Genomic DNA, 23552 nt, shown 5'->3' on the forward strand with positions numbered 1-23552 from the left:
ATGTGCCAGAAATCCTCCTTAAGCAATTTAACCGATCTGTCTCATGGTCGCTGACGGGGAACACGGCCACTATCAGACCGCCGACATGCTGTTTCAAACTCATAGAGACGATATCGGACTCTATAGCGAGACAGGGGACGCCTTGATTGAAAAAAGCCTGCTCCTGCTGGCCGATTTCTATCCCAGTCCGCGCCTCCCCGATGCAGAGATGCCCTAAACCCTGCGACGCTTCTTCAGCTTGTCCACAGCATAGGGTGTAATGGCCACCCCGCCTTCCCGTCTATTCGTCCAGCACATCTATCAGCGCCAAATCAAAAGGCGCGCAAAGACGAGAACCGCAAGAAGGCACCAGATGAATCACAATCCGAGCCATGAACGACAATCCACCGAGCATGCCAGAACCAGAAAACCTAACAGGCTCAGTGGTGCAACCTGCATTCTATCGACCCTTGGGATTGGCCTTCTTGGCCTTGGCGTCGGCGCCATCACCGCACCCTATTTCAGAGCAACAGCCGCTCTGATTGCACTTCTGGGACTGACCGTTCATCTCATCGCGCTGATCCATACCGCTCGGACCAAACATCACGCATCATCTGCGGGCCGGTTCTGGCTGACAGCGATCTATGGGAGTTGCTGGATCATTCTGCTTGTTCTGACTTTTGCTCTGCTAAGGACGTGGCTTGTACACGCGTGATCAAACGGCCAAAGCCTCAAGGCGGTCTCGCGGCGACGCGATAATAACCGCCGGATCAACAGTCGCGATCGACTTGTCGGTGTCCGGGCACTCGATCGTCCTGATCATGTGGCCAAGCGTGTTCAGCCGGGCCATGCGTTTGTCGTCGGTATGAACCGCATACCAGGGCGCAAATGGGTACTCTGTGCGGGTGAGCATCGCGTTGCGCGCGGCCGAATAGTCGTCCCATTTTTGCAGAGCGACCGCGTCAATCGGGCTTTTTTTCCACTGCTTCAAAGGGTCTTGATCTCGGGCCGCAAGTCGCCGCTCCTGTTCTTCCTGGCTGATGTCGAGATAATATTTGAGGATCTGCGTGCCATCGCGCACCAGCATTTGTTCAAATGCGCCAACATTGTCGTAAAATGCCTCGACTTCTTGATCGCTGGCAAAGCCCATAACCGGTTCAACGCCAGCCCGATTGTACCAGGATCGATTGAAGAGCGCGATTTCACCATCAGCTGGCAGATGTGGTGCGTAGCGTTGGAAGTACCAACTTCTCGTATCGCGGTCGGATGGCTTGCCAAGCGCCACAATGCGCGTCTCTCTGGGGCTGAGATGGTCCGCGATGCGCTTGATAACGCCGTCTTTGCCGGCAGCATCGCGTCCCTCGAAAATCACCAGAATCCGATGACCATGCGTGATCGCACGGCGCTGGATCTTGACCAGTTCTATTTGAAGCGCGCGCAGTCGGCGTTTGTAATCCTTCTTGGAAAGACCCGTGTCAGCGTGATCATCTTTTGGCATTCGCGCGAACCCTTTCATCATTGGCCGGCGAAACTTGTCTTATGGCCGGGCGGGCCAGTTCGGATGAATATAGATAGTCTCGCGTTAGCGGCACTGCGTCCTGGCGTTTACCGAGCTGAAGCTGGAACACATTGTGAAAGCCGTGGCGAAAAGACAGCTCACTTGTGACGAGATAAAAATCCCACATCCGCACAAACCTCGCATCATATAACTTTTCAGCATCATCCGCGCGGTTCAGAAATCGCTGCCGCCAGGCTTTTAGCGTTTCCGCATAGTGCAAGCGCAGGATCTCAATATCCAGAACCACCAGCCCGGCTTTCTCAATGACGGGGACAATTTCCGAGAGTGCTGGAATATAGCCCCCTGGAAAGATATGCCGGGCGATCCATGGATTGGTCGCCCCTGGTCCAGGCGACCGTCCAATCGTGTGAATGAGCGCCGTTCCATTCTCGCCGAGACGGGCCGCAATCTGGTCGAAATATTCGCGGTAATGCGGCACACCGACATGTTCAAACATACCAACCGAGACAATCTTGTCATACTCGCCGGTAAGGTTGCGATAATCTTGAATCTCAAAATCGACACGGTCGCTGAGCCCGGCGGTCTCAGCGCGCTCTTGAGCCAGACAGTGCTGCTCACAGGATAATGTCACACCGTGGACCCGAACATCTTCGCGCTCCGCCAGATGCATCGCTAGCCCGCCCCATCCGCACCCAATATCAAGCACATGGTCCCCGGGTTTCAAGCACAGCTTGCGCGCGATATGATCTTTCTTAAACCGCTGGGCATCGTCGAGCGATGTCTGCGGCTTCGGGAAATACGCGCAGGAATACTGCATGTCGTCATCAAGAAAGAGGCGGTAGAGATCGTTGCCGATATCATAATGGTGCGCCACGTTCCGAGCCGATCGCGCTTGCGGATTAAATTGCGCAACCGCACGAAACGTCTTTCGCAGGAAAGATGGGAGCGCCGCATGCGCGCTGCCCTTAGACAGAATATTGGTCCAGAGAAGCTCCAGCAGATCATATAGATCGCCGGTTTCCAGCACGAGGCCTTCTTCCATATAGGCCTCGCCAAGCTGCAATTCAGGATCGAGCACGATGCGGCGAAGCCAGGCCTCAGATTTCACGGCGATACGAACCGGATGGTCGCAGTGCTGGCCAAAAACAGCTGTCTTGCCATTTGGAAAAACGACTTCCAGGCTTCCCTTGCGAATAGACTTTTCAAGCCGTTTTTTGGCGATTGTGCTCCATACACTCATCAGCGGCGTCCTTCTGGCTTGGCAGCAACGCGCGCCGGCGTGCTCACCATATGATCTGATACGGATAAGACGGCCCGGCCCCTGAACCATTACACTCAGGGCCCAGCGCCATATAAAAACTGACCGAAAATCCGTTCGCGCTTGAGGGCGATTCCGGCGGCGTGCGTATCACACTCCTCAAGCCCCAAAATACGTGGAACCGCTTACGAATATGACGTCCGACTCAAGCCCCTCAGAACGGCGCAAGCGAGCCATTGAAGCTGCGCTCATCGAGTCGCATCAGGACATGTTTCGGTTTCTCAAGCGAAAATTGCGCAACGACGCGGATGCCAAGGATGTGCTGCAAGAATTCTATGTTAAGGCGCTGACCCGGTTTAATGATCTTAAAGATGAAGACCGGCTTCGAGGCTGGTTGTCTCAGATTCTTCGCTCGACAATCGCTGATCATTTTCGAGCAATGACGCGCTCAGACAAAGCGCTGGAAACCTATGCGGCAGAGGCTGCCCTCCTGTTCGATGATGATGAGATCGACTTTGTAATTTGCGCATGCCTCTACAAAATGTTGCCGACACTGAATCCCGACTACGCGGATCTGATCTGGCGGGCTGACCTTATCGGTGAAGATCGCTCTGTGATTGCTCATGATCTCGGCCTGTCTGAGAATGCGCTTCGAGTGAAGCTTCACCGCGCACGCCGGGCCATGCGCCAGCGCCTGGAACAAACCTGCCTGACCTGTATCGAACACGGCTATTTTCAATGCGCCTGTCCGGGCGCCGAAGACTTGCGAAAACGCGTTGAAGCGACCGCCTTGTCCATACCTCCGGGCCAGGTTGTTCCTTAATACATTTTCGCGGCGGCGGGGTGTAACGCCGCTCCGGTTTGCGCGTCTTTGTTTTCAGGTCCGCAATAGGCGGTTTTTGCTTGTGCTCGCCGAGCCAGGACGAAGTTGAAGAGAAGGAGATCGCTATGAACCGTGTCAAGAAAAGCGCCGTCCAAACGCCCAAAGCCAAAGTCAAACCGCCCGTCAAAAAGGGCTGTTGTTGCGCAGGCGGCTCGAAGCCGGGCCGAGGCAAGGAAAAATCGACGCCAGCGCCAAAAAGCGCTGGTGACGCAGCCTGACCCTTTCGTTCTCAATCGCCCCCTTACCGCGAAAGGCTCAAGCCATGCCAGATGATCAAAGTATGACAGCTAAAAAACCCCGCAAAGCCAAACGCTCTGATCCCAAAAAGAAAGCGTCCAAGAGCGCCCGCCGGGCGCAATCAAGGCCGGAGTCCGCAAAGCCCATTCAAGCCTCGTCCCGGCCCAGCCTGCCAGACGCCGCTGCTTATGGGGTTGATCTCATGCAGAGACAAACTCTGTTCTTTGACGCGTTGCGCCAGCGCGCCAACACAATGCTCGCCCATGAGCGAGACGGCATGCCACCTGTCTTGAAGTTCAAGTATGAGCTCGTGGCGGACGCAGCGACATTTGAACCTGCGTGCAATTATCAACTTCTAAAAATACTCGAGATTGGCGATATCTGCCTCGACGATTGTCTTGATCCAGACAAACCACCCGTGATCATTATCGATCCCCGCGCGGGTCATGGCCCCGGCATTGGCGGATTCAAAGACGATTCTGAAGTCGGCATCGCTCTACATGAAGGCTACCCCGTATACTTCGTCGTGTTCACGCCTGACCCTGTTTCCGGTCAAACGCTAGCCGATGTGTTGGCGGGCCTGCGCCAGTTTGTAGAACTCGTGGCCGAGCGACATGATGGCGAGGCGCCAGTGCTCTATGGCAATTGCCAAGGCGGATGGGCGGCGGCACTTCTGGCGGCTGATTGCGAAGGCCTTGCCGGACCGATTGTGATGAACGGGTCACCGCTCTCCTATTGGGCCGGTGAACCCGGTGCCAATCCGATGCGGCTTGCGGCAGGATTCCTCGGAGGGGCCTGGATCAATCACTTCTTGTCTGATCTCGGAAATGGCCGGTTCGATGGCGCCTGGCTGGTCCAGAATTTCGAAACCCTCAAACCTGAAGGGGCAATCTTCCGGAAATATGCCGATCTGTTTGAAAACGTCGATACAGCCGCCGACAGGTTCCTGGATTTCGAGCGTTGGTGGGGCGGCTTCTACCGCCTGAGCCGCGAAGAGATTCTTGCGATTGTGGAAAACCTCTTTATCGGCAACCGGCTTGAAAAAGGTCTGGTGAAACTCGGGGCCCATTGTGAGATTGATTTAAAACAGATCCGCAATCCCCTCGTCATCTTCGCCTCACATGGCGACAATATCACCCCGCCGCATCAGGCACTTGGTTGGATCCCAGCGGTTTATGAGACGACCGAGGCACTCATCGCAGCCGATCAACGCATTGTCTATCTGATCAATCAACATGCCGGGCATCTCGGCATTTTTGTATCTGCGAGTGTCGCGCGCCTCGAACATCGCGCGATGCTGGAAAACCTTTCCGATATCGAAGCGCTGGAGCCTGGGCTCTATGAAATGAGGATCGATAATCCGACCGGCGATCCTGATTGCGACCACGACCAGTACATTGTGCGGTTTGAACCCCGCCGGGTTGAGGACCTGGTATTCGAAACCCAGCCTGAGGCATTTGAGCGTGTCGGGCGTCTGTCGGCGCAATTGGAGACGGCTTATTCGAACTTCGCCAGCCCGTGGGTGCGCGCCTGGTCTAATCCGGTCACAGCAGAGCTTATGAAATGGTCTCATCCGATGCGGGTGACACGCTACATGTTCTCAGAACGGTTCAATCCAGCTATGGCGATGACCGCCGCGTTTGCGCCCATGGTTCGCGCCAATCGAAAAGTGGTCAATGAGGACAATCGCTTTCGCACAGCTGAAAAGATGGGCGTCGACTGGATCGAGACTGGCCTGACCCGCATGCGCGAGTCTCGCGATGCCGCATCCGAACTGGCCTTCAGCTGGCTCTATGACTGGCCCAGATTGCCTGAACCTATAAAGGACGAGGCGGCAAAGAAATGAGCGCCCTCGACACCCCCCAGCGCGAAAACCATCGCGTCCTCACCGTCAATAGTGGGTCTTCAAGCCTGAAAATCGCGCTCTTCCGGGTCGGAAACGACGTGGTCAAGACAATGTCGGGCGCCGTCACTGGCATTGGCGCATCAGAGGCGAGAATGTCAGCTGAGACCGCTTATGGCGACACACTTTGGGACCAGCGCACCTGCTGCATCAACCACCCCGTTGCGCTGGAAACCTTCTTTCATGAGATGGCCGTTCATGTCGATCTCGGCGGAATTTCTGCTGTCGGACACCGGGTTGTGCATGGCGGCCCGCATTATACCAGCGCCCAGCGCCTGACGCCCAAGGTTGAGGCCGATCTCCGCAAACTGATCCCATTGGCGCCGCTGCACATGCCTGCCAATCTTGACGGTATTGTCGCCGCGCGCCTGCGTCTACCGAATGCGTTGCACTATGCCTGTTTCGATACGAGCTTTCATTCAGACATGCCGATCGCGGCCCAGCGCACGGGATTGCCGCCCGAGATGGAAGACCCATTCATCCGTCGTTTCGGCTTTCACGGTCTCTCTTATGCATACATCGTCGACGATCTCGCCGCGCGCGCTGGTCAGGCGGTGTCCCGGCAGCGCCTGCTCGTAGCCCATCTCGGTGCCGGCGCAAGTATGGCCGCAATCGAGAATCGCCAAACCATAGACACGAGCATGGGGTTCTCGGCGCTTGCCGGACTGCCCATGGCGACCCGTAGCGGTGACGTCGATCCCGGATTGCTCTTACACCTCATCATCGAGAAAGGCTGGGCGCCATCTGTCTTGCGCGACCAATTGTATCTTGGGGCGGGTTTGCTGGGGCTTTCAGGTCTCAGCGGTGATGTGAAAACTCTGCTCAAATCACAAGACCCAAATGCAAGCGAAGCACTTGCGCAGTTTGCCTATCAAGCGCGCAAGCAGGCCGGCGCCCTGATCGCGGCTATGGGCGGCGTTGACCGGATCATCTTTACCGGCGGGGTTGGCGAACACGCCCCGTCGATCCGGGCCGCGATATGCCAGCCGCTTAGCGATCTCTACAGAATCAAATTTGACGCGGCCGCAAATGATCGCGGCGAAGCGTGCATTTCAAAGCCGGATAGCGGCGTGATTGTCGAAACGGTTCACACGGATGAAGCCATGATGATTGCCCGTTATGGGCGCGAAATGTTTGAAGCCGCGCCGGCGCAGATGAAGCGGCGAGCCTCATGACGGGTTTTCGAGACTTCGCCGCCCTGCAAACCGCTGCCGACGCCGGCCCGCCGGTCAAGGTCGCCATTGTCTGTGCGGCGCAACGTGAGGTTTTAATCGCCGCCGATACGGCGTTCAAGCGCGGCTGGATCCATCCCATTCTCATCGGCGATCCTGATGCCATAAAGGCTGAAGCCGAGGCGGCAAATCTCTCATTCCATCCCGATCAAGTCTTGCCGGCCTGGAGTGAGACAGAGGCGGCCCAGCGCGCCGCCAGCTTGCTTCGATCAGGCAGCACGCATGCCGCCATGAAAGGTCTTATCCATACTGACATCTTGTTGAAGGCATTGCTCAATGCCAGCGCTGGCCTACGTCAGCCGGGCACGCGGGTCAGCCATGTCTTTCTGGCGGACATTCCAGCCTATCCGAAACTGCTTGCGATTAGCGACGCGGCGGTCAATATCGCCCCGGATCTCAGCGCGAAGGCCGCTATCCTGCAGCACGCGATCGATCTTATGGCGTCTATTGGCGTCGATCTGCCGAAAGCCGCCATTCTGTCTGCGGTTGAGACCGTCAACCCGCTGATCAGCTCCAGCCTCGATGCCGCGGCGCTCTCGGTCATGTCACATCGCGGTCAGGTTCGCGGCGCGCTGGTTGACGGACCTCTTGCCTTCGACAATGCTATTTCGCTTAAAGCCGCAGAGGTCAAAGGCATTGCCTCGCCTGTGGCTGGGGATGCCGACATCCTGCTCGTGCCAGATCTCGTTTCTGGCAACATTCTGGCTAAGAATCTGGAATACATGGCTGACGCCACGCTGGCCGGTCTCGTCCTCGGGCTGAACGCCCCCATCGTCTTGCCATCGCGCGCCGATCCAGTGGACGCACGGCTCGCAGGCCTGGCGCTGGCGCGCCTTAGCCTGGCCGCCAAGGCGCGCAAATCCGCGCCGCAAGACAAAGCGCCTGTGTGGCCGGTACATGCAACGCGCAGCTCTCCGATGCCAGAAGTCGATTGCTGCCCGCCCAGCGATTCCACGCCAACCTCCCCCACATCACTCAATGGAGGCGCTCATGCCGAGCCCTGATCCTGTTATCTGCGCGCCCGTGCGCACCGCCATCGGCGCCTTTGGCGGCAGCCTGAAAAACGTCCCGGCGTCCGATCTTGGCGCGATCGCGATCAAGGCCGTTCTGGAACGGGCAGGACTTGCACCGGATCGGATCGATACCGTTATTATGGGCCAGGTTCTGCAAGCCGGCGCCGGAATGAACCCGGCGCGTCAGGCAGCGATAGGTGCGGGTCTTCCTGTCAACGTCCCCGCGATGACGGTCAACCGGGTCTGCGGATCCGGCGCGCAAGCGGTCATAACCGCCGCGCAAGACGTCATGCTTGGCCACGCGGCGTGCGCCGTCGCCGGCGGCATGGAGAATATGGACCAAGCCCCATTTCTGCTTGGCAAAGCGCGCTATGGCTATCGCCTTGGCGACGGAGCGCTGATTGACAGCCTCCTAAATGACGGGCTGAACGATGCTTTTTCCGGCGAGCATTCCGGCTGGCATACCGAAGACTTAGCCGAACAGAACCAAATCAGCCGCGCAGCGCAGGATGCCTGGGCGCTGCGTTCGCAAAGCCGGTTCTCGAAAGCTCAGAGCGAAGGTCTTTTCGACGCCGAGATTGTGCCCATTGAGATGAAAACTCGTAAAGGGATTTCGGCATTCGATCGGGACGAGCACAATCGCCCGGATACGACGCTAGACACGCTTGCGCATCTAAAGCCGGCCTTCCGAGAGGCGGGGACGATCACCGCCGGAAATGCTCCCGGATTGAATGCGGGCGCTGCTGCAATGATCGTTGCTGACCGGGCCTGGGCAGAGACAAACCAGTTGCAGCCTGCTGTCCGGATTGCCGGCATGGGCGTCGGCGCCGTCGACCCCGGACTGTTCGGCCTTGGTCCTGTGCCCGCTGTGAAACAGGCATTGGAGCAGGCCGCCTGGCCGCTTGCATCTGTGGAACGGGTCGAAATTAACGAGGCTTTTGCGGCCATTGCCGTCGCTTTGGTCGGCGAGTTGGGGTTCCCAGAGGACATCGTCAATGTCGAAGGCGGCGCCATTGCACATGGCCATCCAATCGGCGCAACGGGCGCTATTCTGACCGTACGGCTGATCCACGCCATGCAACGAGACAATCTTAAGCGCGGCATCGTTACCCTCTGCATTGGCGGCGGACAGGGCGTCGCGCTCGCGCTCGAACGTATCCCATCCTGACCCGGCGCATCTCCCCCCAACTGCCCCGACGCCGGTTAACAGGGAACGCCGTCTCTCACGATTGCCTCCGTGAGGGACGGCGGCTTTGGCTGCGTATTATTCTGCAAGGAGCTGGATGTGAGCACACCCGATTGTGATCTTAGCGGAAAAACCGCACTGATTGTCGGCATTGCGAATAGCGATAGTCTGGCCTGGGCGGCGGCCACGTCCCTTCGCGATGCAGGCGCGCGTCTGGCGATCACCTATTTGAACGAGAAGGCTCGCCCGCATGTTGAACCTTTAGCGAAAAAGGCAGATGCAGATCTCATTCTCGAATGCGATGTCACCAAACCTGGATCGTTGGACGCTGTCTTCGACGCGGTCGAAGCAAAATGGGATCGGCTTGATCTTGTCTTTCACGGGATTGCAAGTGCGCCAAAATCTGATCTTAAGGGGCGTTTGACAGACTGTTCGGCCGACGGTTTCGCCGCCGCCATGACGGTGTCTTGCTATTCGCTCCTTCATATGGAGCGGCGGGCTGAACCATTAATGCGACGCGGCGGCTCTCTGATCACGCTCAGTTTCTATGGCTCAGAAAAAGTCGTTGATCACTATAATGTCATGGGCCCGGTCAAAGCTGCGCTTGAAAGCGCTGTACGCTACCTCGCCCATGAGCTCGGACCCTCGGGCATCCGCGTCAATGCCATTTCCGCCGGACCCGTTGCGACAAGAGCCGCGTCTGGCCTCACCCATTTCGAAGAATTGCTAAACGAGGCCGCAACCAAATCACCGCTGCGACGAACAATCGATGCCAGCGAAGTCGGAAAAGCAGCATTGTTTTTGGCCAGCGATCTGTCCAGCGGCGTGACCGGTGAAATCGTTCATGTCGATGCCGGGTTCCATGTCGATGGCATGATTTTTCACTGACAAGAGAAACGATGATGACCGTAGAAGACCCTGTTTGCCGCAACACGATGCCCCTCGAAAACGCTCACGCGTCGCAGGAATATGGTGGATGGGCCTATTTCTTTTGCTCAACCCATTGCCACACAGCCTTCAAACTAAATCCCGAACGCTATGCAGACGCGCGCATTCCCGCCGCCTTCAGCGCGCCGGGCGACGCCTCTCACCCATCCCGCAAAGCATGACTTAGCAGACAAAGACCCTCCACCATGGATCACTCCACCCACGCGCCCCCATCTCGCCACGCACCTCATGGCGGTCACGGACAGAAAAAAACGGACCCGCATGGCGGCCACGACCACGAAGGCATGATTGCCGATTATCGCCGGCGGTTTTGGGTCGTGCTGGCAGCGACGATCCCCATCCTCGCTTTGGCACCGATGATCCAAGGCTGGCTTGGCCTCGAAGACGCCTTGCGGTTTCCGGGCGACCGCTACGTGCTGGCGGGGCTTTCAAGTCTTGTTTTCTTCTATGGCGGCTGGCCGTTCCTGAAAGGGTTTTTACGAGAGATCACTGCCCGCGACATCGGTATGATGACGCTGATCTCGGTCGCGATCACCGCTGCTTACGCCTATTCCATCGGCATGGTCGCAATCGGCAGTGATGAGACCTTTTTTTGGGAACTCGCAACCCTGATTGCAGTTATGTTGCTCGGGCACTGGATCGAGATGAAATCGGTGCTTGGCGCTGGGCGCGCCTTGGAAAAACTCGCAAGCCTGATGCCGGATGAAGCCCACCTCGTGGCTGATGATGGCAGTGTAATCGATGTGCCCGTTTCGACACTGAAAGGCGGCGAACATCTTCTCATCAAGCCAGGCGAGAAAGTCCCAGCTGACGGGATCATTGTCAGAGGCGAGTCGTCTCTCAATGAATCCATGCTCACCGGAGAGTCCAAGCCGATTTTCAAGACCGTGGATACCGAAGTGATCGGCGGATCGATCAATGGCGAAGGTTCGCTAACAATCCGGGTCGACAAGACCGGTGATGAAACCTTCCTGTCGAGCGTCATCAAGCTCGTTAAGGAAGCCCAAGCCAGCAAATCCAAAACCCAGGATCTCGCCAACACGGCGGCCAAATGGCTGACTTTCATCGCACTTGGCGGAGGCTTATCGACCGTTTTGTTCTGGACCCTGTTCACCGATCAGGGATTTGGGTTTGCTATGGCGCGCGCCGTTACCGTGATGGTCATCGCCTGCCCGCACGCGCTTGGTTTGGCTGTGCCGCTTGTGGTTGCGCGCTCGACCGCGATCGCGGCCACCAATGGATTGCTCATTCGGGATCGGACGGCATTCGAAGAAGCGCGCAACATCAATGCCATCATTTTCGACAAAACCGGCACGCTGACCAAGGGCGAGTTTGGGATCACCGATACGCTTGTTTTTGATACGACATTCACCGAGAGCGATATCGTCGCTTATGCGGCGTCGATTGAAGCTCATTCTGAACACCCAATCGCCCAGGGGATCGTTCGCGATGCGCCAGAAGCATGGGGTGTCGACAAGTTCAAGGCGATCCCTGGCAAAGGTGCAGAAGGCCTCGTTAAAGACCGCGACGTGAAAGTCGTCAGCCCCGGCTATTTGCGCGACCAAGGTCTTGAAATGGATGATCCCCGGTTCGAAACCCTGAGCGCGCAGGGCAAGACAGTCGTTTTCGTGCTCATTGATGACAAGCTCGCTGGCGCAATCGCGCTGGCCGATATCATTCGTGAGGAATCGGCGAAAGCCATCCTGATGCTTCAGGCCATGGGCATTCAGTGCATCATGCTGACCGGCGACAATCAACAGGTGGCGGAATGGGTCGGCCAGGAAATCGGCCTGGACGAAGTGATTGCCGAAGTCCTGCCAGAAGAAAAAGCCGCTAAAGTCCGCGAAGTTCAGTCCCGCGGTCTGATCGTCGCGATGACCGGCGATGGCGTGAACGATGCGCCGGCGCTGGCTCAGGCGAATGTCGGGATCGCAATCGGTGCAGGCACGGATGTCGCGATCGAAACCGCCGACATTATTCTTGTCCGGTCCAGCCCGTCTGATGTCGTGGCGATCATTGAGCTGGCGCGCGCGACCTATAATAAGATGATGCAAAACCTCGCTTGGGCGACCGGCTATAACACGTTCGCCATTCCAGCGGCAGCCGGCGTGTTTTTCCCCTGGGGCGTCATTCTCACACCCGCGCTTGGCGCCGTGTTCATGTCGGCAAGCACCGTGATCTGCGCCATCAACGCCCAACTCCTCAAACTGTCTCGATCCCGGGTGTCGACATGACAGTGCGAGGTTTTGTTCCGGGTTTCGGATTTTTGACGCTCTGCCTCAGAGCGCTCAGCATCGGAGCCCTCCTGCTCCTGGTCCTGGTCCTGGTCCTGGTCCTGGATCATGCCGGGCATTTGAGCTGGCAAGACTGGCTGCTGATCGTTTTTATTTTTGCGGCGCAACTAACCGGTTTGAGGCCTTCAGGCCGGAGCCGCGTAACAAACCCATCATCGTCAACCCGCGGATCCCGTCCGTTCTGATCCCGCCATAGGAGCAATCGCCGTGCACAACCATTCTGATCATGACGACCATCAGCCAAAAGGCAGCCGGTTTTGGCTGCCGCTTTTGGTCTTCGCCGGAGCGATCGGGTTTCTTTTATTCTATGAACACCGCGCTCACATTCCCGCTGATGCGGTCTTCCTTGTTGGCTTCCTGCTTCTTTGCGGCGTGATGCACCTCTTCATGCACAGCTCAATGGGCGGACATGGAGGCCATGGCGGCCATGGCAATCACGAAGGCCAGAGCCCGTCCCAACTGGATGAGGATGATGACTGGAGGACACGGCGATGAGTGAGAGCATGGCCCATTCTGAATATGGTCTCTGGTTCCTGGTGATCCTGAACTCGGCCATCTTCATCATTTTCGCGTTTAGTTTCGCAAAGCCATCCAAGTCAAAAGACTGGACGTCATTTGGCGCCTTTAGCGGTTTTGTCATCGCCCTTTTTACCGAGATGTATGGTTTCCCACTTTCGATCTACTTTCTCTCGCCATGGCTAGAATCGCAGTTTCCCGACATCAATTGGTTCGCCCATGATTCCGGGCATTTCTGGGAGATGATTTTCGGCTGGCAGGGCAATCCACACTTTGGCCCATTCCACTTTGCAAGCCTCGGCTTCATTTTGCTGGGTTTTAGCGTTTTGTCATGGGGCTGGCCGATCCTGCACGGGGCGCTACGCAGCGGCAAGCTCGCCAAGACCGGCATTTATGCCCGCATGCGCCACCCGCAATATGCTGGATTTGTGTTGATCATGTTTGGCTTCTTGCTGCAATGGCCGACCATCCTGACCCTGATCATGTTCCCGGTTCTTGTCTTCATGTATGTCCGTCTCGCTCTGAAAGAGGAGAAGGACGCCGAAGCCGCATTCGGCGACGAGTATCGCGCCTACGCCGCGGTCACTCCGCGCTTCTGGCCGCGTTGGGGACGCTTAGAGACCCTCACGCAATCCCGCCCGAATGATTTGCCTTCCTAGCCCTTCTCATTCTTGCGATCCGCCGGACCAGGCGGATCGCGGAACTGAGGGATACCTAAACATTCAAGTTTACACTGCTACAGGCTCATCCAGCTTGAAGGAGGCAATATGCAGCACAAGAGCTTTGGCCTCGTTCTAGCCGGCGGCGGTGCGCGCGGGATGGCGCATGTTGGAGCCCTCAGAGCGCTCAACCATCTTGGATATTATCCAAGAGTTGTTGCTGGAGTTTCGATCGGCGCGCTCGTCGCTGCCACCTATTCGCTCAATCCGAACTGGTACCAGGACTTGAGAGAGATGGATGTATCGGGCTTCCCTCGCCTGCCAGCGTTCAAAACGCACGGCCTAAAGGAAAAGCTCAAAAGTTTCGTATTGGCTGGGCGTGATCTTAAGTCTCTAACCTTTGGCTGGGGTATTGGAGCGCACACCGTCGATTGGGGACGTTCGGTGATCGAAGATTTAACCCTTGGCAAAGACCTGCAGCAAGGCCGTGTGAAAACCCTGATTACGGCAACGGATATTCTGAGCGGTGAAAGGATCATTAAAACAAAGGGGCATGCCGTCGATGCGGTTTATGCCAGCTCGGCGATCGCCGGCATCTTACCACCTTTTGAAGACGGCAAGCATCTCCTGGTTGATGGCGGCTACTCTGATAGCTCACCCGTGGACATTGTGAGAAATGCAGGCGTGGATCATGTTATCACGCTCGATCCGGGTCAACGCATTAGCGATCATCCACCTCAAAATGGGCTGGATGTCTTCCTGCGCTCGATCGAAATCACTCATAAAGCCTTTTCGAGATCACGCTACGAACACGCTGATCTGGTGTTGACCCCGCATTACGACGCTCAGATCGGGTTGTTCGACTTTCAACACACTGGTCGCTGCATCGCTGCTGGAGCCAAAGCCGTTAAAAGCGCCGCACCTCAATTAAGGGAGCTTCTGGCGCCCGCTCAATCCGACGCCGAGATGTTATCCGCAGAATGAGCATCCCTTTATCCATCCCGCTCCTACCTGCGCCAGGGCAGCCAAGAAAGATCAGCTCATGACATATCTGGCCACACCTCAGAGCGCTGCGTCATCGCATCCCCCTGCCAGAGATTGGGTAAAGATATTAGCCGGCTATCGAGAGCCCTCGATGGTTCGAAGCCTGTTCGAACTGACTATTACAATGGTCCCTATTTTAATTCTTGCGGGCGCTGCGGTCTGGTCAACCAGCATTAATTATTGGCTTACCGTTTTGTTCAGCGCCGCAGCATCAGGATTTCTGGTTCGATTGTTCATGATCCAGCATGACTGCTCACATGGTGCATTTTTCAAATCGAAACGCGCCAATGATTGGACCGGGCGCGTCATCGGCGTTTTAACCCTGACGCCTTTCGACCTCTGGAAGCGATCGCATAATGTACATCACAGTTCGCAGGGAAACCTCGACCGGCGCGGCATTGGCGACATCATGACCCTGACCGTCGAAGAATACAATTCCCGCTCGTTTTCAGGCCGTCTCGCTTATCGGCTCTATCGCAATCCATTCGTCTTGTTTGGGGTCGGGCCAATTTTCATTTTCCTGTTTCACCATCGCCTCCCGATAGGCTTCTTGCGCGCTGGCATGAAGTATTGGCTCAGCGTGATGGGCACCAATATTGCAGTTGCTGCGCTTCTCATTGGAGGCATCGCCGCGGTCGGCTGGCTCCCCTTCCTGGTGGTATATCTACTGATTACAATGCTTGCCGCAATCATCGGTGTTTGGCTGTTCTATGTGCAGCACCAGTTTGAACAGACCGTCTGGGACGGCAATGACACCTGGCAACTCCATGAAGCTGCCCTCCATGGCAGCTCTTTCTATGATTTGCCTCAACCTTTGCGATGGTTGACGGCGAATATTGGCATCCATCATGTCCACCATCTCAATAGCCGTGTGCCGTTCTATCGTTTGCAGCAAGTCCTGCGCGACCACCCTCCTCTCGCAAGGATCGGCCGGATGACCCTTTTAGACAGCTTTAAAACCACACGGCTGAAACTCTGGGACACCAGCACTCGAAGGCTGGTCTCGTTCAAAACCGCGCGGGCCTTGTGCGGTGAGAAAGAGACGTTGCCAATGATACAATAGAATGACGACGAAGACCGACATCACGATTGTTGGCGCCGGCCCCTCGGGCCTTGTGTGCGCGACGGTTCTGGCGCGAGCCGGTCGCAAAGTGATCGTGCGCGAGTGGCATCGTGATGTCGGACACCGCTTTCATGGTGATTTTCAAGGTCTGGAAAACTGGACCGATCCACAAGACGTGCTCGAAGAGCTTGTCTCAGCCGGGATCAATATAAATTTTGAACACCGCGGCGTAAAGACAGGCATTGTCTTCGACAGCCAGGCCAAGTCTCATCGCGTGTATGGCGCGCGTCCATTATTCTACTTGCTGAGGCGAGGCCGCGCAGACGGCAGTTTGGACCGCGGACTTCTCGAACAGGCCGTCGCGGCTGGCGTGGAGGTTCGCTTCAATGACCGCGTAGCGCAAACATCAGGCGAGATGGTGCTTGCCGGCGGCCCTCGGCGCGCGGACATCATTGCTGTCGGAAAGATCTTCGATACAGAGATGGCCGATGGTGCCTGGCTCGCCCTGGACCCTGCGCTGGCGCCAAAAGGCTACGCCTATCTGCTTGTGCATCAGGGACGAGGCACTGTGGCAAGCTGCATGTTTACCGGCTTTCGCGACCAGGCATTACACCTTTCCGAGACGGTAGCGTTTTTCGAGCGTCATGCCGGACTGCGCATGCAGAACCCCCGGGCATTTGGCGGTTTCGGTAATACCCGCTTACCGCGAACAGCGCTGCAAGGCGGTTATCCCGTGATCGGTGAGCATGCCGGCTTCCAGGATGCGCTGGCCGGCTTCGGATTGCGCTATGCTATGCGCTCGGGTCGGTTGGCCGCTGAAAGCATAATTGGAGAAGCCAGCTATCGTCAGGCTTGGCGAAAAACGCTCCAGCCAACGCTTAGAACTGGCGTGGTCAATCGCTTCTTATTCAATATGGCTGGGCGTCGCGGAATTGATTTCATGGTTGGACATCTTGCCCGCACCGACACAGGCGAGGCCCTCCGGCGGGCATACCGCCCATCAGTTGTAAAACGTCTTCTATTTCCTCTGGCGCGGCGCCGTTTTCGAGCGCCGCTCGCAGACCCCAGCTGCACTCATGAAGATTGTAGCTGCATTTGGTGCGAGCATGGCGTCCACAATTAATCACCTAACGCTTGAGCGCAATTTTTATGGCACGCTGCCGACTGGGCCTGCACGATCGAATCAAGGTCTGCATATCTCACGAATGGCGACGCATTGAGCTGCTGTGTTATTTCGTCGAGCGTTGGACGTGGTATCCTATCATCCGTACGAGGGTCGTAAATCAGCAGCGCCTCACCAGAATATGCGACACGGTCCAGCGCCAGTCCGCGAAACGCTGGCTTGTCCCGCGCCCAAACGCCGAATGCCTGAACAGCGCGCTCGCGCTGCGGGCGGTAGAGCGCAAGAATTTCAGCTAATCCCTCATCCGCATTGAACTTCACGATGAACACGTAAGATTTGCCGGGATGAAGTTCAGCGCCGTCGGCAGGTCCGGCCACCAGATCAGCGCGTTGCAGCTCGCCTTGAGACTTGTTGGTCCCGCCACCCGCCGCTCCTAAAAGACTCAAGCCCGCAAGGGCAAACAGGCAAAGTACAAGAAAGACGATCAGGTGTGCGTTTTCAAATTGGTGTTTCATTGTCTGTCGCTCTTGGTGACAAGCGCTCCAAATCGGTTTTTCAAATCGAGATCGTCACTAAATCATTGGTCAGATAGACATAGTCTGGGACAGGCAGATTCAGCGGCGCCGGTCCTTTTCTGATCCGCCCAGAAATATCATAATGCGATCCGTGGCAGGGACAGTACCAGCCGCCATAGTCTCCGACCGCGCCCTGATTTGGACCAACCGGCACACAGCCAAGATGGGTACAGACGCCCGATGTAATCAATATAGCGGGGTTGAGCGTGCCATCGGGGCGGGGTCTTAAGCGGGCTTCATCCGTCTCGGGGTCCGGTAATCGCTCAATATTCACGCTATTGGCAGCGGCGATCTCCGCTTCGGTGCGGCGGCGAATAAAAAACGGCTTGCTGCCGATCAGAACCCGGATTTCACCGCCAACCGGTATTTTCGAAACGTCTACATCGAGCGAACTTGACGCACGTGTGTCGCTGGCGGGGTTCATCTGATCAACAAGCGGCCAGGCCGCTAAGCCTGCTCCAGCGGCAGCTGCGGCAGTCGTCGCAATAAAGATAAAATCACGTCGCTCTGGATCTGCGGGAACGGTGTCTGACATGAAATATACTCCCTGAAGCCTTCATCACTGGAACAGACGCTGGGCACACCTTTTTCATTACAGGACTTATTGCAGCCTGCTGTCCTTCATTGAAAATCTTGCCGCGCCCCATGATGGCTTTGGAGGGCATATGGGACGCGGCAAGTTCAGAACGAGATCGCACGAGAAGGGGGGGGGAGGGCATGATCGCGTTCTGGTTCATTGTTCGTCGCAGCGAACAATTTCTGGTCCGGGCCTTCGCAATGTAAGGGGGGGGGACGCACTGCGAGGGCCCGGGACCAAGGCGGCGGCGCTGAACAACAACGCCCGAAAACGCCTTATTCTGTGGCAGCCTCCTCCTTATCGCCCGTCATCATTGGGCAGTGCTCAGCTGGATCATGGCCCATGGCTTCATGCTTGGCCTGACAGTCTTCCGGAGACATTGGATGCTCGCCTGATGCGTCATGCATTTTATGGCCATCCGCGCCATGTTCCGTCATTTTGTCCATGTCCATCGCCATGCCGCCCTCGCCCATCATGGGTTTGTCGCTATCCATCATGTGATCGCCGCCATGGTCCATCATATGACCTTCAGCCATCTTATCTTCCATGTTGGCCATACAGCCCTCCATGCCCTCCATGCCTTCATGACCCGCCATGCAGGTTTTGGCCTCGGCGGCGTCTGCCTCTGCTTCAACGGCAGGTGTTTCGCTGTGATCGTGCGTCTTGTGGCCGTCTTGAGCCAAGGCCGTGGGCGACAAGGCAAAAATAGCGGCGGCGGTGATCAAGATTGGTTTCATGAGGGGCATCCTTTATATAATTATTCGAGCCCAAGGGTATTGGGCACTTGCAACGTATTACGCAGCACACAGGCGGCGCCCTCATAATCGGCTCCACTCTTTCAAGTGTTTCACCGGAGCCCTGGTTTGATTGTCAGCCCCCGCATTCTCGCAGCGCTCGTCATGGTCTTATGGGCCTCCTGCTATCCGCTCATCACGCTGGGGCTCGACTATGCGCCTCACCTGACCTTTGCAGCGCTACGCGCCATTCTGGCTGGTAGTATTTTAATAGGCGTCGCCGCTCTGCGCCGAGCCGCGTGGCCTCGCGGGTGGAGCGTTTGGGGCTGGATCACGCTTGCTGGCCTCGGAATGACCGGCATTGGCTACTTTGGCATGTTTCACGCCGCCGAGTTTGTGTCTCCCGGTCTTGCCACCGTGATCGAAAGCCTCCAGCCGCTGATCGCCGCTGTGCTTGCCGTCGTGTTTCTGCGCGAACGCCTTGGACCGATTGGCTGGTTTGGGCTTTGCCTCGGCGTCGGCGGCGTGGCGCTCATTGCGATACCGCGCGTCCTGGCCTCGGGCGGGGGATCAACAGCTTTCGGTCTGGTCCTGGTGATTACGGCGACCAGCGGCGTGGCGGTCGGCAATATCGCCATCAAGTCCTTAGCGACACGCATCGATGCGGCGATGGCGATGGGGTTGCAGCTTTTGATTGGAGCGATCCCGATCTCAATTTTAGCTTTCACGACCGAATCCCCAACAGCTATAGACTGGTCGCCGCAATTCATAATTTCACTTCTTAGCCTCGCCCTGCCCGGGACGGCGCTGGCCTATTGGTTATGGCAGGTGACGCTGCAGTCGCTGGATGTATCCAAGGCGGCTGCATTCAGTTTTCTCGTTCCGATCATTGGTGTTTCAGTTGGCGCGCTATTCTTCTCAGAGCCAATGACGATGAATGTTTTTGGCGGCGGCGCGCTCGCCGCCATCGGGGTCTATCTCGCATCGCGCCCAAGGTCGGAAACGTCGCCGCTAATGTCTGCCGAAAAAGAAGCCTAATCGAGCTTTTCGACCTGTTCCTGCAAGATTTTCCGGGCGCGATAAACCCGTGTTTCCACAGCCTTGATGGAGACACCAAGGATTTCGGCCACCTCACTTTGGGGCATGTCTTGTAGAACCTGCAGCGTAAAGGCCTGCCTCAGCTTATCTGGCAGCGCGTCCACCATTTTCGAGACACGGCTCAGCTCATCACGGTGTTCATAATCAGCTTGAACATTTTGCGAGTGGTCGGCGATATCCGGCCGATCCGGGCTCTCCAGAGGTGCCGCTTGAAAGAAAAAGCTTCGCACGGCGCGTTTGCGGCCATGATCACGAACTTTGTTGAGCGCAATGTGGTAGATCCAGGTCGAGAACTTCCGCGACGGGTCATATCGGTCAATCGAACGCCAGGCTGCGGTAAAGGCTTCCTGCAGCACATCATAGGCGTCTTCGTTGCCACGCATCGAGCGATGAACATAGCGGTAGAGCGGTTCCTTGTAACGGCGCATGAGCTCGGTGAAGGCGCGTTCCTCGCCCCCTGCTGCGGCTACAGCAAGCTCTGCATCTGTTCGCTCTGTGTTGTGCACGTGTATATGTCTAAAGCTCCGTCAGTGATCGAACGACTTCCACGTCAAAGACGATCGCTTGTTCCTCAGTAAGGATCTCGCGCACCTCAAACACATGCTCGATAGTGACTTTTTGCAGCTCCCCCATGGCTGTGTGGAAATCATCGATCGCCGCCTGAACAGCGGGCGAATAGGATTTGTCGGCCTCCATAGCGCCAGCGAGTGCGAGGTTGGCCGCGCGAAGTTTTTGTTCCAGCTCAGCTTTTTTAGCCGCGAAACGGTGTTCGATTAGCTCGAGTTCTGCCCCCTGATCCGCTGAGAGATCCAAGTCGTGATGGACCAGCTCATGCAAACCGGAAGCGGTTTCAACCGGATGCGTCGCGGCCCAGTTTCCAGCGACAAACACGCCGGTCATGCCCGCGCACAGGGCTAGGAAAACGACAATAATCCAGTGTTCGAGTTTCATTACCCGTCTTACCTCAGAATCCCAGACGGGGCATATGGCGCATCAACAGAGAAGACCGAAAAATCACTCGATGATGACTGGCTGGGCGCCCCGAACAATCCGACCACAAGGCCGATTGCAACCGCAAGCGCAACCGCTGCGGTTCGGCTTACGGCCGGTGTCGCAAAAAGGCGTCCGTCTGTGGTAATTGCTGCGGGCGAAGCTGGGTGTCCGGCCGGGTTGCGCGCGTCAATTCGCTCCCAAACCTCGACTTCGAGATTGTGAAGGTCGCGATCAAGGGGCGCCGCCTTTAAATCTTTGATGAGCGCGTCTATGTCATTTTTCATGGCGCTCTCCTTTCGAGAAGCAAATTTAGGGAGGATTACGTATTGACTTATACGCAGCGGCTCTCGCGCTCCCTCAAAAAAACATTGATTAAAGTCAATATGCACCGATCGCGCGCCTGACAATGCCGATCTGCATGTGAGGGATGTTACCTGTCGACACGTAGAAATTGGCAACCTGATCGCATTTTCGCAAGAGACGCCAATGACGCAAGAACTGGACATTCCAAAACCAAGCACTGCTCCAAACTGGCGGTTGGTACAGTTCCTGTTCGCCTACAGTCTGATTATCGCGGCCGCAAACCTGATTTGGGAAATCGCTCACGCGCCGCTTTACACGATCTGGATTGATGGAACACGTGCCGAGATCGCCTTCGCCATTGCTCACTGCACATTTGGCGATGTCCTAATCGCCGGGTCTTCGCTGTCGATCGCCTGGCTCATCGCGGGGCGCCGTGGATGGCCAGACAAACACTATTGGCGCGTTGCAGGGTTAAGCCTCCTGATTGGACTGACCTATACGGTGTTCAGCGAATGGCTGAATATTTCGATCCGCGAAAGTTGGGCCTATCGCGAAACAATGCCGACGATCGGACCGCTCAACACTGGGCTGTCGCCACTCTTGCAGTGGCTAATCATCCCGAGTCTGACCTTTGCCTGGCTGAAAAGCGCGATGCGGCGGTGACGGGTCGCTAAAGTGTCACCCCTCATACCCCAAGGGGGCATAAGGGGTGACTGGTCTGGCCGCGTAACCATCCGACAAGGACGCCCATTCCTCCCCCAATATTCCAACGGCGTCCAACGCAAGAAGGAGAACATCATGCGTTTCAAACTCGCCGGACTGCTCATCGCGACAAGCAGCGTGATCGCGCCTGCCGCACTCGCAGACGTCTATAATCTGGAGATCGACCAATTTGAACGGACGGTCGATGGCAAGACGCTGACTGGCGTCAGCATTAACGGGACGAGCCCTGGCCCTCTATTGCGACTGCGTGAAGGCGAAGACGTCACCATCAATGTCACCAATACACTCGACGTAGATACCTCGCTTCACTGGCATGGGATTATCCTGGACGCTGGTATGGATGGCGTTCCGGGGATCAGTTTTGACGGCATCGCGCCGGGCGAGACCTACACTTATAACTTCACCGCCAATCAGTCAGGTACGTACTGGTACCATGGACACTCTGCCCTGCAGGAACAGGAGGGCGTCTTCGCGCCCATCATAATCGAACCGGCAAAGCCCGACCCCTTCGAGTATGATCGCGAGCATGTGATCATACTCGCCGATTGGCTGAACGACAGTCCTTACAAAGCGCTCGCCAATCTCAAGAAGCGCTCGAACTATTACAATTATAATCGCCGAACCGTTTTTGACCTCTGGCGCGACTGGAGAAATGCTGATCGCGGCGAAAAGACGGACGTCATCCAGGAGCGACTGGCGTGGGGCCGGATGCGTATGGATCCAACCGACATTGTAGACATTACCGGTTACTCGTTTCTGGTGAACGGTGAAACACCTGAAGACAATTGGAACGGTTTTTTTGAAGCGGGCGAGAAAGTCCGCCTCCGGTTCATCAATGCTGCCGCGATGACCTATTTCGACGTCAAGATTCCGGGGCTTAAAATGACAGTGGTCCAGGCCGATGGTCAGAACATCGAGCCAGTCTCGGTTGATGAGTTCCCGATCGCTATCGCTGAAACCTTCGACGTTATCGTCGAGCCTGAGGCGGGACAATCATATACGATCTTCGCCGCCGCAAAGGACCGCTCAGGATATGCCCGCGGCACCCTCAGCGAGACACCCGGCGCCGAAGCGGCGATCCCGGAACTTGGGCCCCGGCCAGAGCTGACAATGGCAGCGATGGGAGAAGGCCATGCCAGCCACGGCGCAATGGCTGAAAGTGAAGCTGCCGGCATGGATGAGATGACCATGGACATGAGTGGAGACGCCCATCGCGGACATGGCGCAATGCCTGCGATGGAGCATGGAGAGAAAGTTCTCTCCTATGACGATCTTCGCGCGCTTACCCCATATACGGACCGGCGCGCGCCAGACCGCGAGGTCGAGCTACGTCTCACGGGCAATATGGAACGATATTTCTGGTCGATTAATGACGTGAAGTTCGGTGACGCTGGCCCGCTTGAATTCAACTACGGCGAACGCGTTCGTATCACATTCAAGAACGAAACCATGATGGAGCACCCGATGCACCTGCATGGATTGTGGATGGATCTGGTGAATGGCGAGGGCGACATGGCACCGCGCAAGCACACGATCACCATCCGGCCAGGTGAAACCATCTCCGCCGATGTAACCGTCGATGCCACCGGATCCTGGGCCTTTCACTGCCACATTCTCCAGCACGCCGCGACCGGCATGTTCCGGCAAGTCAATGTCATTGGCGGCGTTCAATAACAAACACCCATAAGGACA

23 protein-coding genes are annotated in these 23552 nt (G+C 56.7%); 15 read left to right on the forward strand and 8 right to left on the reverse strand.

Annotated elements, in window-relative coordinates:
* Positions 1-694: 694 nt before the first annotated feature.
* A complete protein-coding gene (ppk2, locus tag AAC029_RS14905) occupies positions 695-1477 on the reverse strand; it encodes a polyphosphate kinase 2 (protein ID WP_290479210.1) in 783 nt (260 codons plus the stop codon).
* Complete coding sequence (locus AAC029_RS14910) at positions 1464-2738, reverse strand: cyclopropane-fatty-acyl-phospholipid synthase family protein (RefSeq protein ID WP_339749369.1); 1275 nt, start codon at positions 2736-2738, stop codon at positions 1464-1466. Before AAC029_RS14910 ends, ppk2 begins: the two co-directional genes overlap by 14 nt.
* Positions 2739-2949: 211 nt before the next feature.
* On the opposite strand from AAC029_RS14910, the gene AAC029_RS14915 reads away from it, so the two are divergent.
* The 12 genes from AAC029_RS14915 (at position 2950) to AAC029_RS14970 (ending at position 16857) form a co-directional block, all read left to right on the forward strand.
* Positions 2950-3579, forward strand: a complete 630-nt coding sequence (locus tag AAC029_RS14915) for a sigma-70 family RNA polymerase sigma factor (RefSeq protein ID WP_300269645.1) — start codon at positions 2950-2952, stop codon at positions 3577-3579.
* Between the two features lie 499 nt (positions 3580-4078).
* On the forward strand, positions 4079-5722 hold the full coding sequence (locus tag AAC029_RS14920; RefSeq protein ID WP_339749372.1) for a DUF3141 domain-containing protein: 1644 nt from the start codon (positions 4079-4081) through the stop codon (positions 5720-5722).
* The gene (locus AAC029_RS14925) at positions 5719-6954 is read left to right on the forward strand and encodes an acetate/propionate family kinase (protein WP_051602595.1); all 1236 of its coding nucleotides are present in this window, start codon (positions 5719-5721) and stop codon (positions 6952-6954) included. Before AAC029_RS14920 ends, AAC029_RS14925 begins: the two co-directional genes overlap by 4 nt.
* A complete protein-coding gene (locus AAC029_RS14930) occupies positions 6951-8015 on the forward strand; it encodes a bifunctional enoyl-CoA hydratase/phosphate acetyltransferase (RefSeq protein ID WP_081806088.1) in 1065 nt (354 codons plus the stop codon). Before AAC029_RS14925 ends, AAC029_RS14930 begins: the two co-directional genes overlap by 4 nt.
* Positions 8002-9192, forward strand: coding sequence for an acetyl-CoA C-acetyltransferase (locus tag AAC029_RS14935; protein WP_112062335.1), 1191 nt, complete (start codon positions 8002-8004; stop codon positions 9190-9192). The genes AAC029_RS14930 and AAC029_RS14935 overlap by 14 nt, the downstream gene beginning before the upstream one ends.
* A gap of 69 nt (positions 9193-9261) precedes the next feature.
* Positions 9262-10098, forward strand: coding sequence for an enoyl-ACP reductase FabI (gene fabI / locus AAC029_RS14940; RefSeq protein ID WP_339749376.1), 837 nt, complete (start codon positions 9262-9264; stop codon positions 10096-10098).
* 344 nt (positions 10099-10442) lie between these two features.
* Positions 10443-12392, forward strand: coding sequence for a copper-translocating P-type ATPase (locus tag AAC029_RS14945; RefSeq protein ID WP_051602605.1), 1950 nt, complete (start codon positions 10443-10445; stop codon positions 12390-12392).
* 267 nt (positions 12393-12659) lie between these two features.
* Positions 12660-12947, forward strand: a complete 288-nt coding sequence (locus AAC029_RS14950; protein ID WP_051602594.1) for a DUF2933 domain-containing protein — start codon at positions 12660-12662, stop codon at positions 12945-12947.
* An 8-nt stretch (positions 12948-12955) separates the two neighbouring features.
* The gene (locus AAC029_RS14955) at positions 12956-13627 is read left to right on the forward strand and encodes an isoprenylcysteine carboxylmethyltransferase family protein (RefSeq protein ID WP_339749419.1); all 672 of its coding nucleotides are present in this window, start codon (positions 12956-12958) and stop codon (positions 13625-13627) included.
* Between the two features lie 108 nt (positions 13628-13735).
* Complete coding sequence (locus AAC029_RS14960) at positions 13736-14611, forward strand: patatin-like phospholipase family protein (RefSeq protein ID WP_035550535.1); 876 nt, start codon at positions 13736-13738, stop codon at positions 14609-14611.
* A 151-nt stretch (positions 14612-14762) separates the two neighbouring features.
* Positions 14763-15734 carry a fatty acid desaturase gene (locus AAC029_RS14965; RefSeq protein ID WP_339749384.1) on the forward strand — a complete coding sequence of 324 codons (972 nt, stop codon included), beginning with the start codon at positions 14763-14765 and terminating at the stop codon, positions 15732-15734.
* Between the two features lies 1 nt (position 15735).
* Entirely contained in the window at positions 15736-16857 is a 1122-nt protein-coding gene (locus AAC029_RS14970; RefSeq protein ID WP_035550533.1) for an NAD(P)/FAD-dependent oxidoreductase, read from the forward strand.
* Here AAC029_RS14970 and AAC029_RS14975 read toward each other — a convergent pair.
* From AAC029_RS14975 to AAC029_RS14985, 3 genes are all read right to left on the reverse strand, one after another.
* Complete coding sequence (locus tag AAC029_RS14975; protein ID WP_035550530.1) at positions 16854-17372, reverse strand: hypothetical protein; 519 nt, start codon at positions 17370-17372, stop codon at positions 16854-16856. The two genes, AAC029_RS14970 and AAC029_RS14975, sit on opposite strands and share 4 nt — an antisense overlap.
* Positions 17373-17412: 40 nt before the next feature.
* A complete protein-coding gene (gene petA, locus AAC029_RS14980) occupies positions 17413-17967 on the reverse strand; it encodes a ubiquinol-cytochrome c reductase iron-sulfur subunit (protein WP_035550527.1) in 555 nt (184 codons plus the stop codon).
* Positions 17968-18284: 317 nt separating this feature from the next.
* Positions 18285-18734 carry a hypothetical protein gene (locus AAC029_RS14985; protein WP_290845665.1) on the reverse strand — a complete coding sequence of 150 codons (450 nt, stop codon included), beginning with the start codon at positions 18732-18734 and terminating at the stop codon, positions 18285-18287.
* Positions 18735-18872: 138 nt separating this feature from the next.
* Between AAC029_RS14985 and AAC029_RS14990 the strand changes: the two genes are divergently transcribed.
* The gene (locus AAC029_RS14990; RefSeq protein ID WP_081806086.1) at positions 18873-19781 is read left to right on the forward strand and encodes a DMT family transporter; all 909 of its coding nucleotides are present in this window, start codon (positions 18873-18875) and stop codon (positions 19779-19781) included.
* Here AAC029_RS14990 and AAC029_RS14995 read toward each other — a convergent pair.
* From AAC029_RS14995 to AAC029_RS15005, 3 genes are read right to left on the reverse strand one after another with little or no spacing between them, the layout of a single operon-like run.
* The gene (locus AAC029_RS14995; protein WP_035550522.1) at positions 19778-20347 is read right to left on the reverse strand and encodes a sigma-70 family RNA polymerase sigma factor; all 570 of its coding nucleotides are present in this window, start codon (positions 20345-20347) and stop codon (positions 19778-19780) included. The two genes, AAC029_RS14990 and AAC029_RS14995, sit on opposite strands and share 4 nt — an antisense overlap.
* Positions 20348-20357: 10 nt before the next feature.
* Positions 20358-20792, reverse strand: a complete 435-nt coding sequence (locus tag AAC029_RS15000) for a periplasmic heavy metal sensor (RefSeq protein WP_339749396.1) — start codon at positions 20790-20792, stop codon at positions 20358-20360.
* 8 nt (positions 20793-20800) lie between these two features.
* A complete protein-coding gene (locus AAC029_RS15005) occupies positions 20801-21118 on the reverse strand; it encodes a hypothetical protein (protein ID WP_035550516.1) in 318 nt (105 codons plus the stop codon).
* A gap of 202 nt (positions 21119-21320) precedes the next feature.
* Between AAC029_RS15005 and AAC029_RS15010 the strand changes: the two genes are divergently transcribed.
* Complete coding sequence (locus AAC029_RS15010; protein ID WP_290479231.1) at positions 21321-21800, forward strand: hypothetical protein; 480 nt, start codon at positions 21321-21323, stop codon at positions 21798-21800.
* Positions 21801-21935: 135 nt separating this feature from the next.
* Positions 21936-23534, forward strand: a complete 1599-nt coding sequence (locus AAC029_RS15015; protein ID WP_339749400.1) for a copper resistance system multicopper oxidase — start codon at positions 21936-21938, stop codon at positions 23532-23534.
* Positions 23535-23552 lie beyond the last annotated feature (18 nt).

The organism is uncultured Maricaulis sp., assembly GCF_963975345.1.
GTDB lineage: Bacteria > Pseudomonadota > Alphaproteobacteria > Caulobacterales > Maricaulaceae > Maricaulis.

What these genes read in the sequence shown, in the direction of transcription:
- AAC029_RS15005 (WP_035550516.1), bottom strand. Translation starts at nt 21,118, where the DNA reads ATGAAAAATGACATAGACGCGCTCATCAAAGATTTAAAGGCGGCGCCC.
- AAC029_RS15010 (WP_290479231.1), top strand. Translation starts at nt 21,321, where the DNA reads ATGACGCAAGAACTGGACATTCCAAAACCAAGCACTGCTCCAAACTGG.
- AAC029_RS14910 (WP_339749369.1), bottom strand. Translation starts at nt 2,738, where the DNA reads ATGAGTGTATGGAGCACAATCGCCAAAAAACGGCTTGAAAAGTCTATT.
- AAC029_RS14970 (WP_035550533.1), top strand. Translation starts at nt 15,736, where the DNA reads ATGACGACGAAGACCGACATCACGATTGTTGGCGCCGGCCCCTCGGGC.
- AAC029_RS14920 (WP_339749372.1), top strand. Translation starts at nt 4,079, where the DNA reads ATGCAGAGACAAACTCTGTTCTTTGACGCGTTGCGCCAGCGCGCCAAC.
- AAC029_RS14960 (WP_035550535.1), top strand. Translation starts at nt 13,736, where the DNA reads ATGCAGCACAAGAGCTTTGGCCTCGTTCTAGCCGGCGGCGGTGCGCGC.
- AAC029_RS14930 (WP_081806088.1), top strand. Translation starts at nt 6,951, where the DNA reads ATGACGGGTTTTCGAGACTTCGCCGCCCTGCAAACCGCTGCCGACGCC.
- AAC029_RS14975 (WP_035550530.1), bottom strand. Translation starts at nt 17,372, where the DNA reads ATGAAACACCAATTTGAAAACGCACACCTGATCGTCTTTCTTGTACTT.
- AAC029_RS14945 (WP_051602605.1), top strand. Translation starts at nt 10,443, where the DNA reads ATGATTGCCGATTATCGCCGGCGGTTTTGGGTCGTGCTGGCAGCGACG.
- AAC029_RS14925 (WP_051602595.1), top strand. Translation starts at nt 5,719, where the DNA reads ATGAGCGCCCTCGACACCCCCCAGCGCGAAAACCATCGCGTCCTCACC.
- petA (WP_035550527.1), bottom strand. Translation starts at nt 17,967, where the DNA reads ATGTCAGACACCGTTCCCGCAGATCCAGAGCGACGTGATTTTATCTTT.
- AAC029_RS14935 (WP_112062335.1), top strand. Translation starts at nt 8,002, where the DNA reads ATGCCGAGCCCTGATCCTGTTATCTGCGCGCCCGTGCGCACCGCCATC.
- AAC029_RS15015 (WP_339749400.1), top strand. Translation starts at nt 21,936, where the DNA reads ATGCGTTTCAAACTCGCCGGACTGCTCATCGCGACAAGCAGCGTGATC.
- AAC029_RS14955 (WP_339749419.1), top strand. Translation starts at nt 12,956, where the DNA reads ATGGCCCATTCTGAATATGGTCTCTGGTTCCTGGTGATCCTGAACTCG.
- AAC029_RS15000 (WP_339749396.1), bottom strand. Translation starts at nt 20,792, where the DNA reads ATGAAACTCGAACACTGGATTATTGTCGTTTTCCTAGCCCTGTGCGCG.
- AAC029_RS14965 (WP_339749384.1), top strand. Translation starts at nt 14,763, where the DNA reads ATGGTTCGAAGCCTGTTCGAACTGACTATTACAATGGTCCCTATTTTA.
- AAC029_RS14915 (WP_300269645.1), top strand. Translation starts at nt 2,950, where the DNA reads ATGACGTCCGACTCAAGCCCCTCAGAACGGCGCAAGCGAGCCATTGAA.
- ppk2 (WP_290479210.1), bottom strand. Translation starts at nt 1,477, where the DNA reads ATGCCAAAAGATGATCACGCTGACACGGGTCTTTCCAAGAAGGATTAC.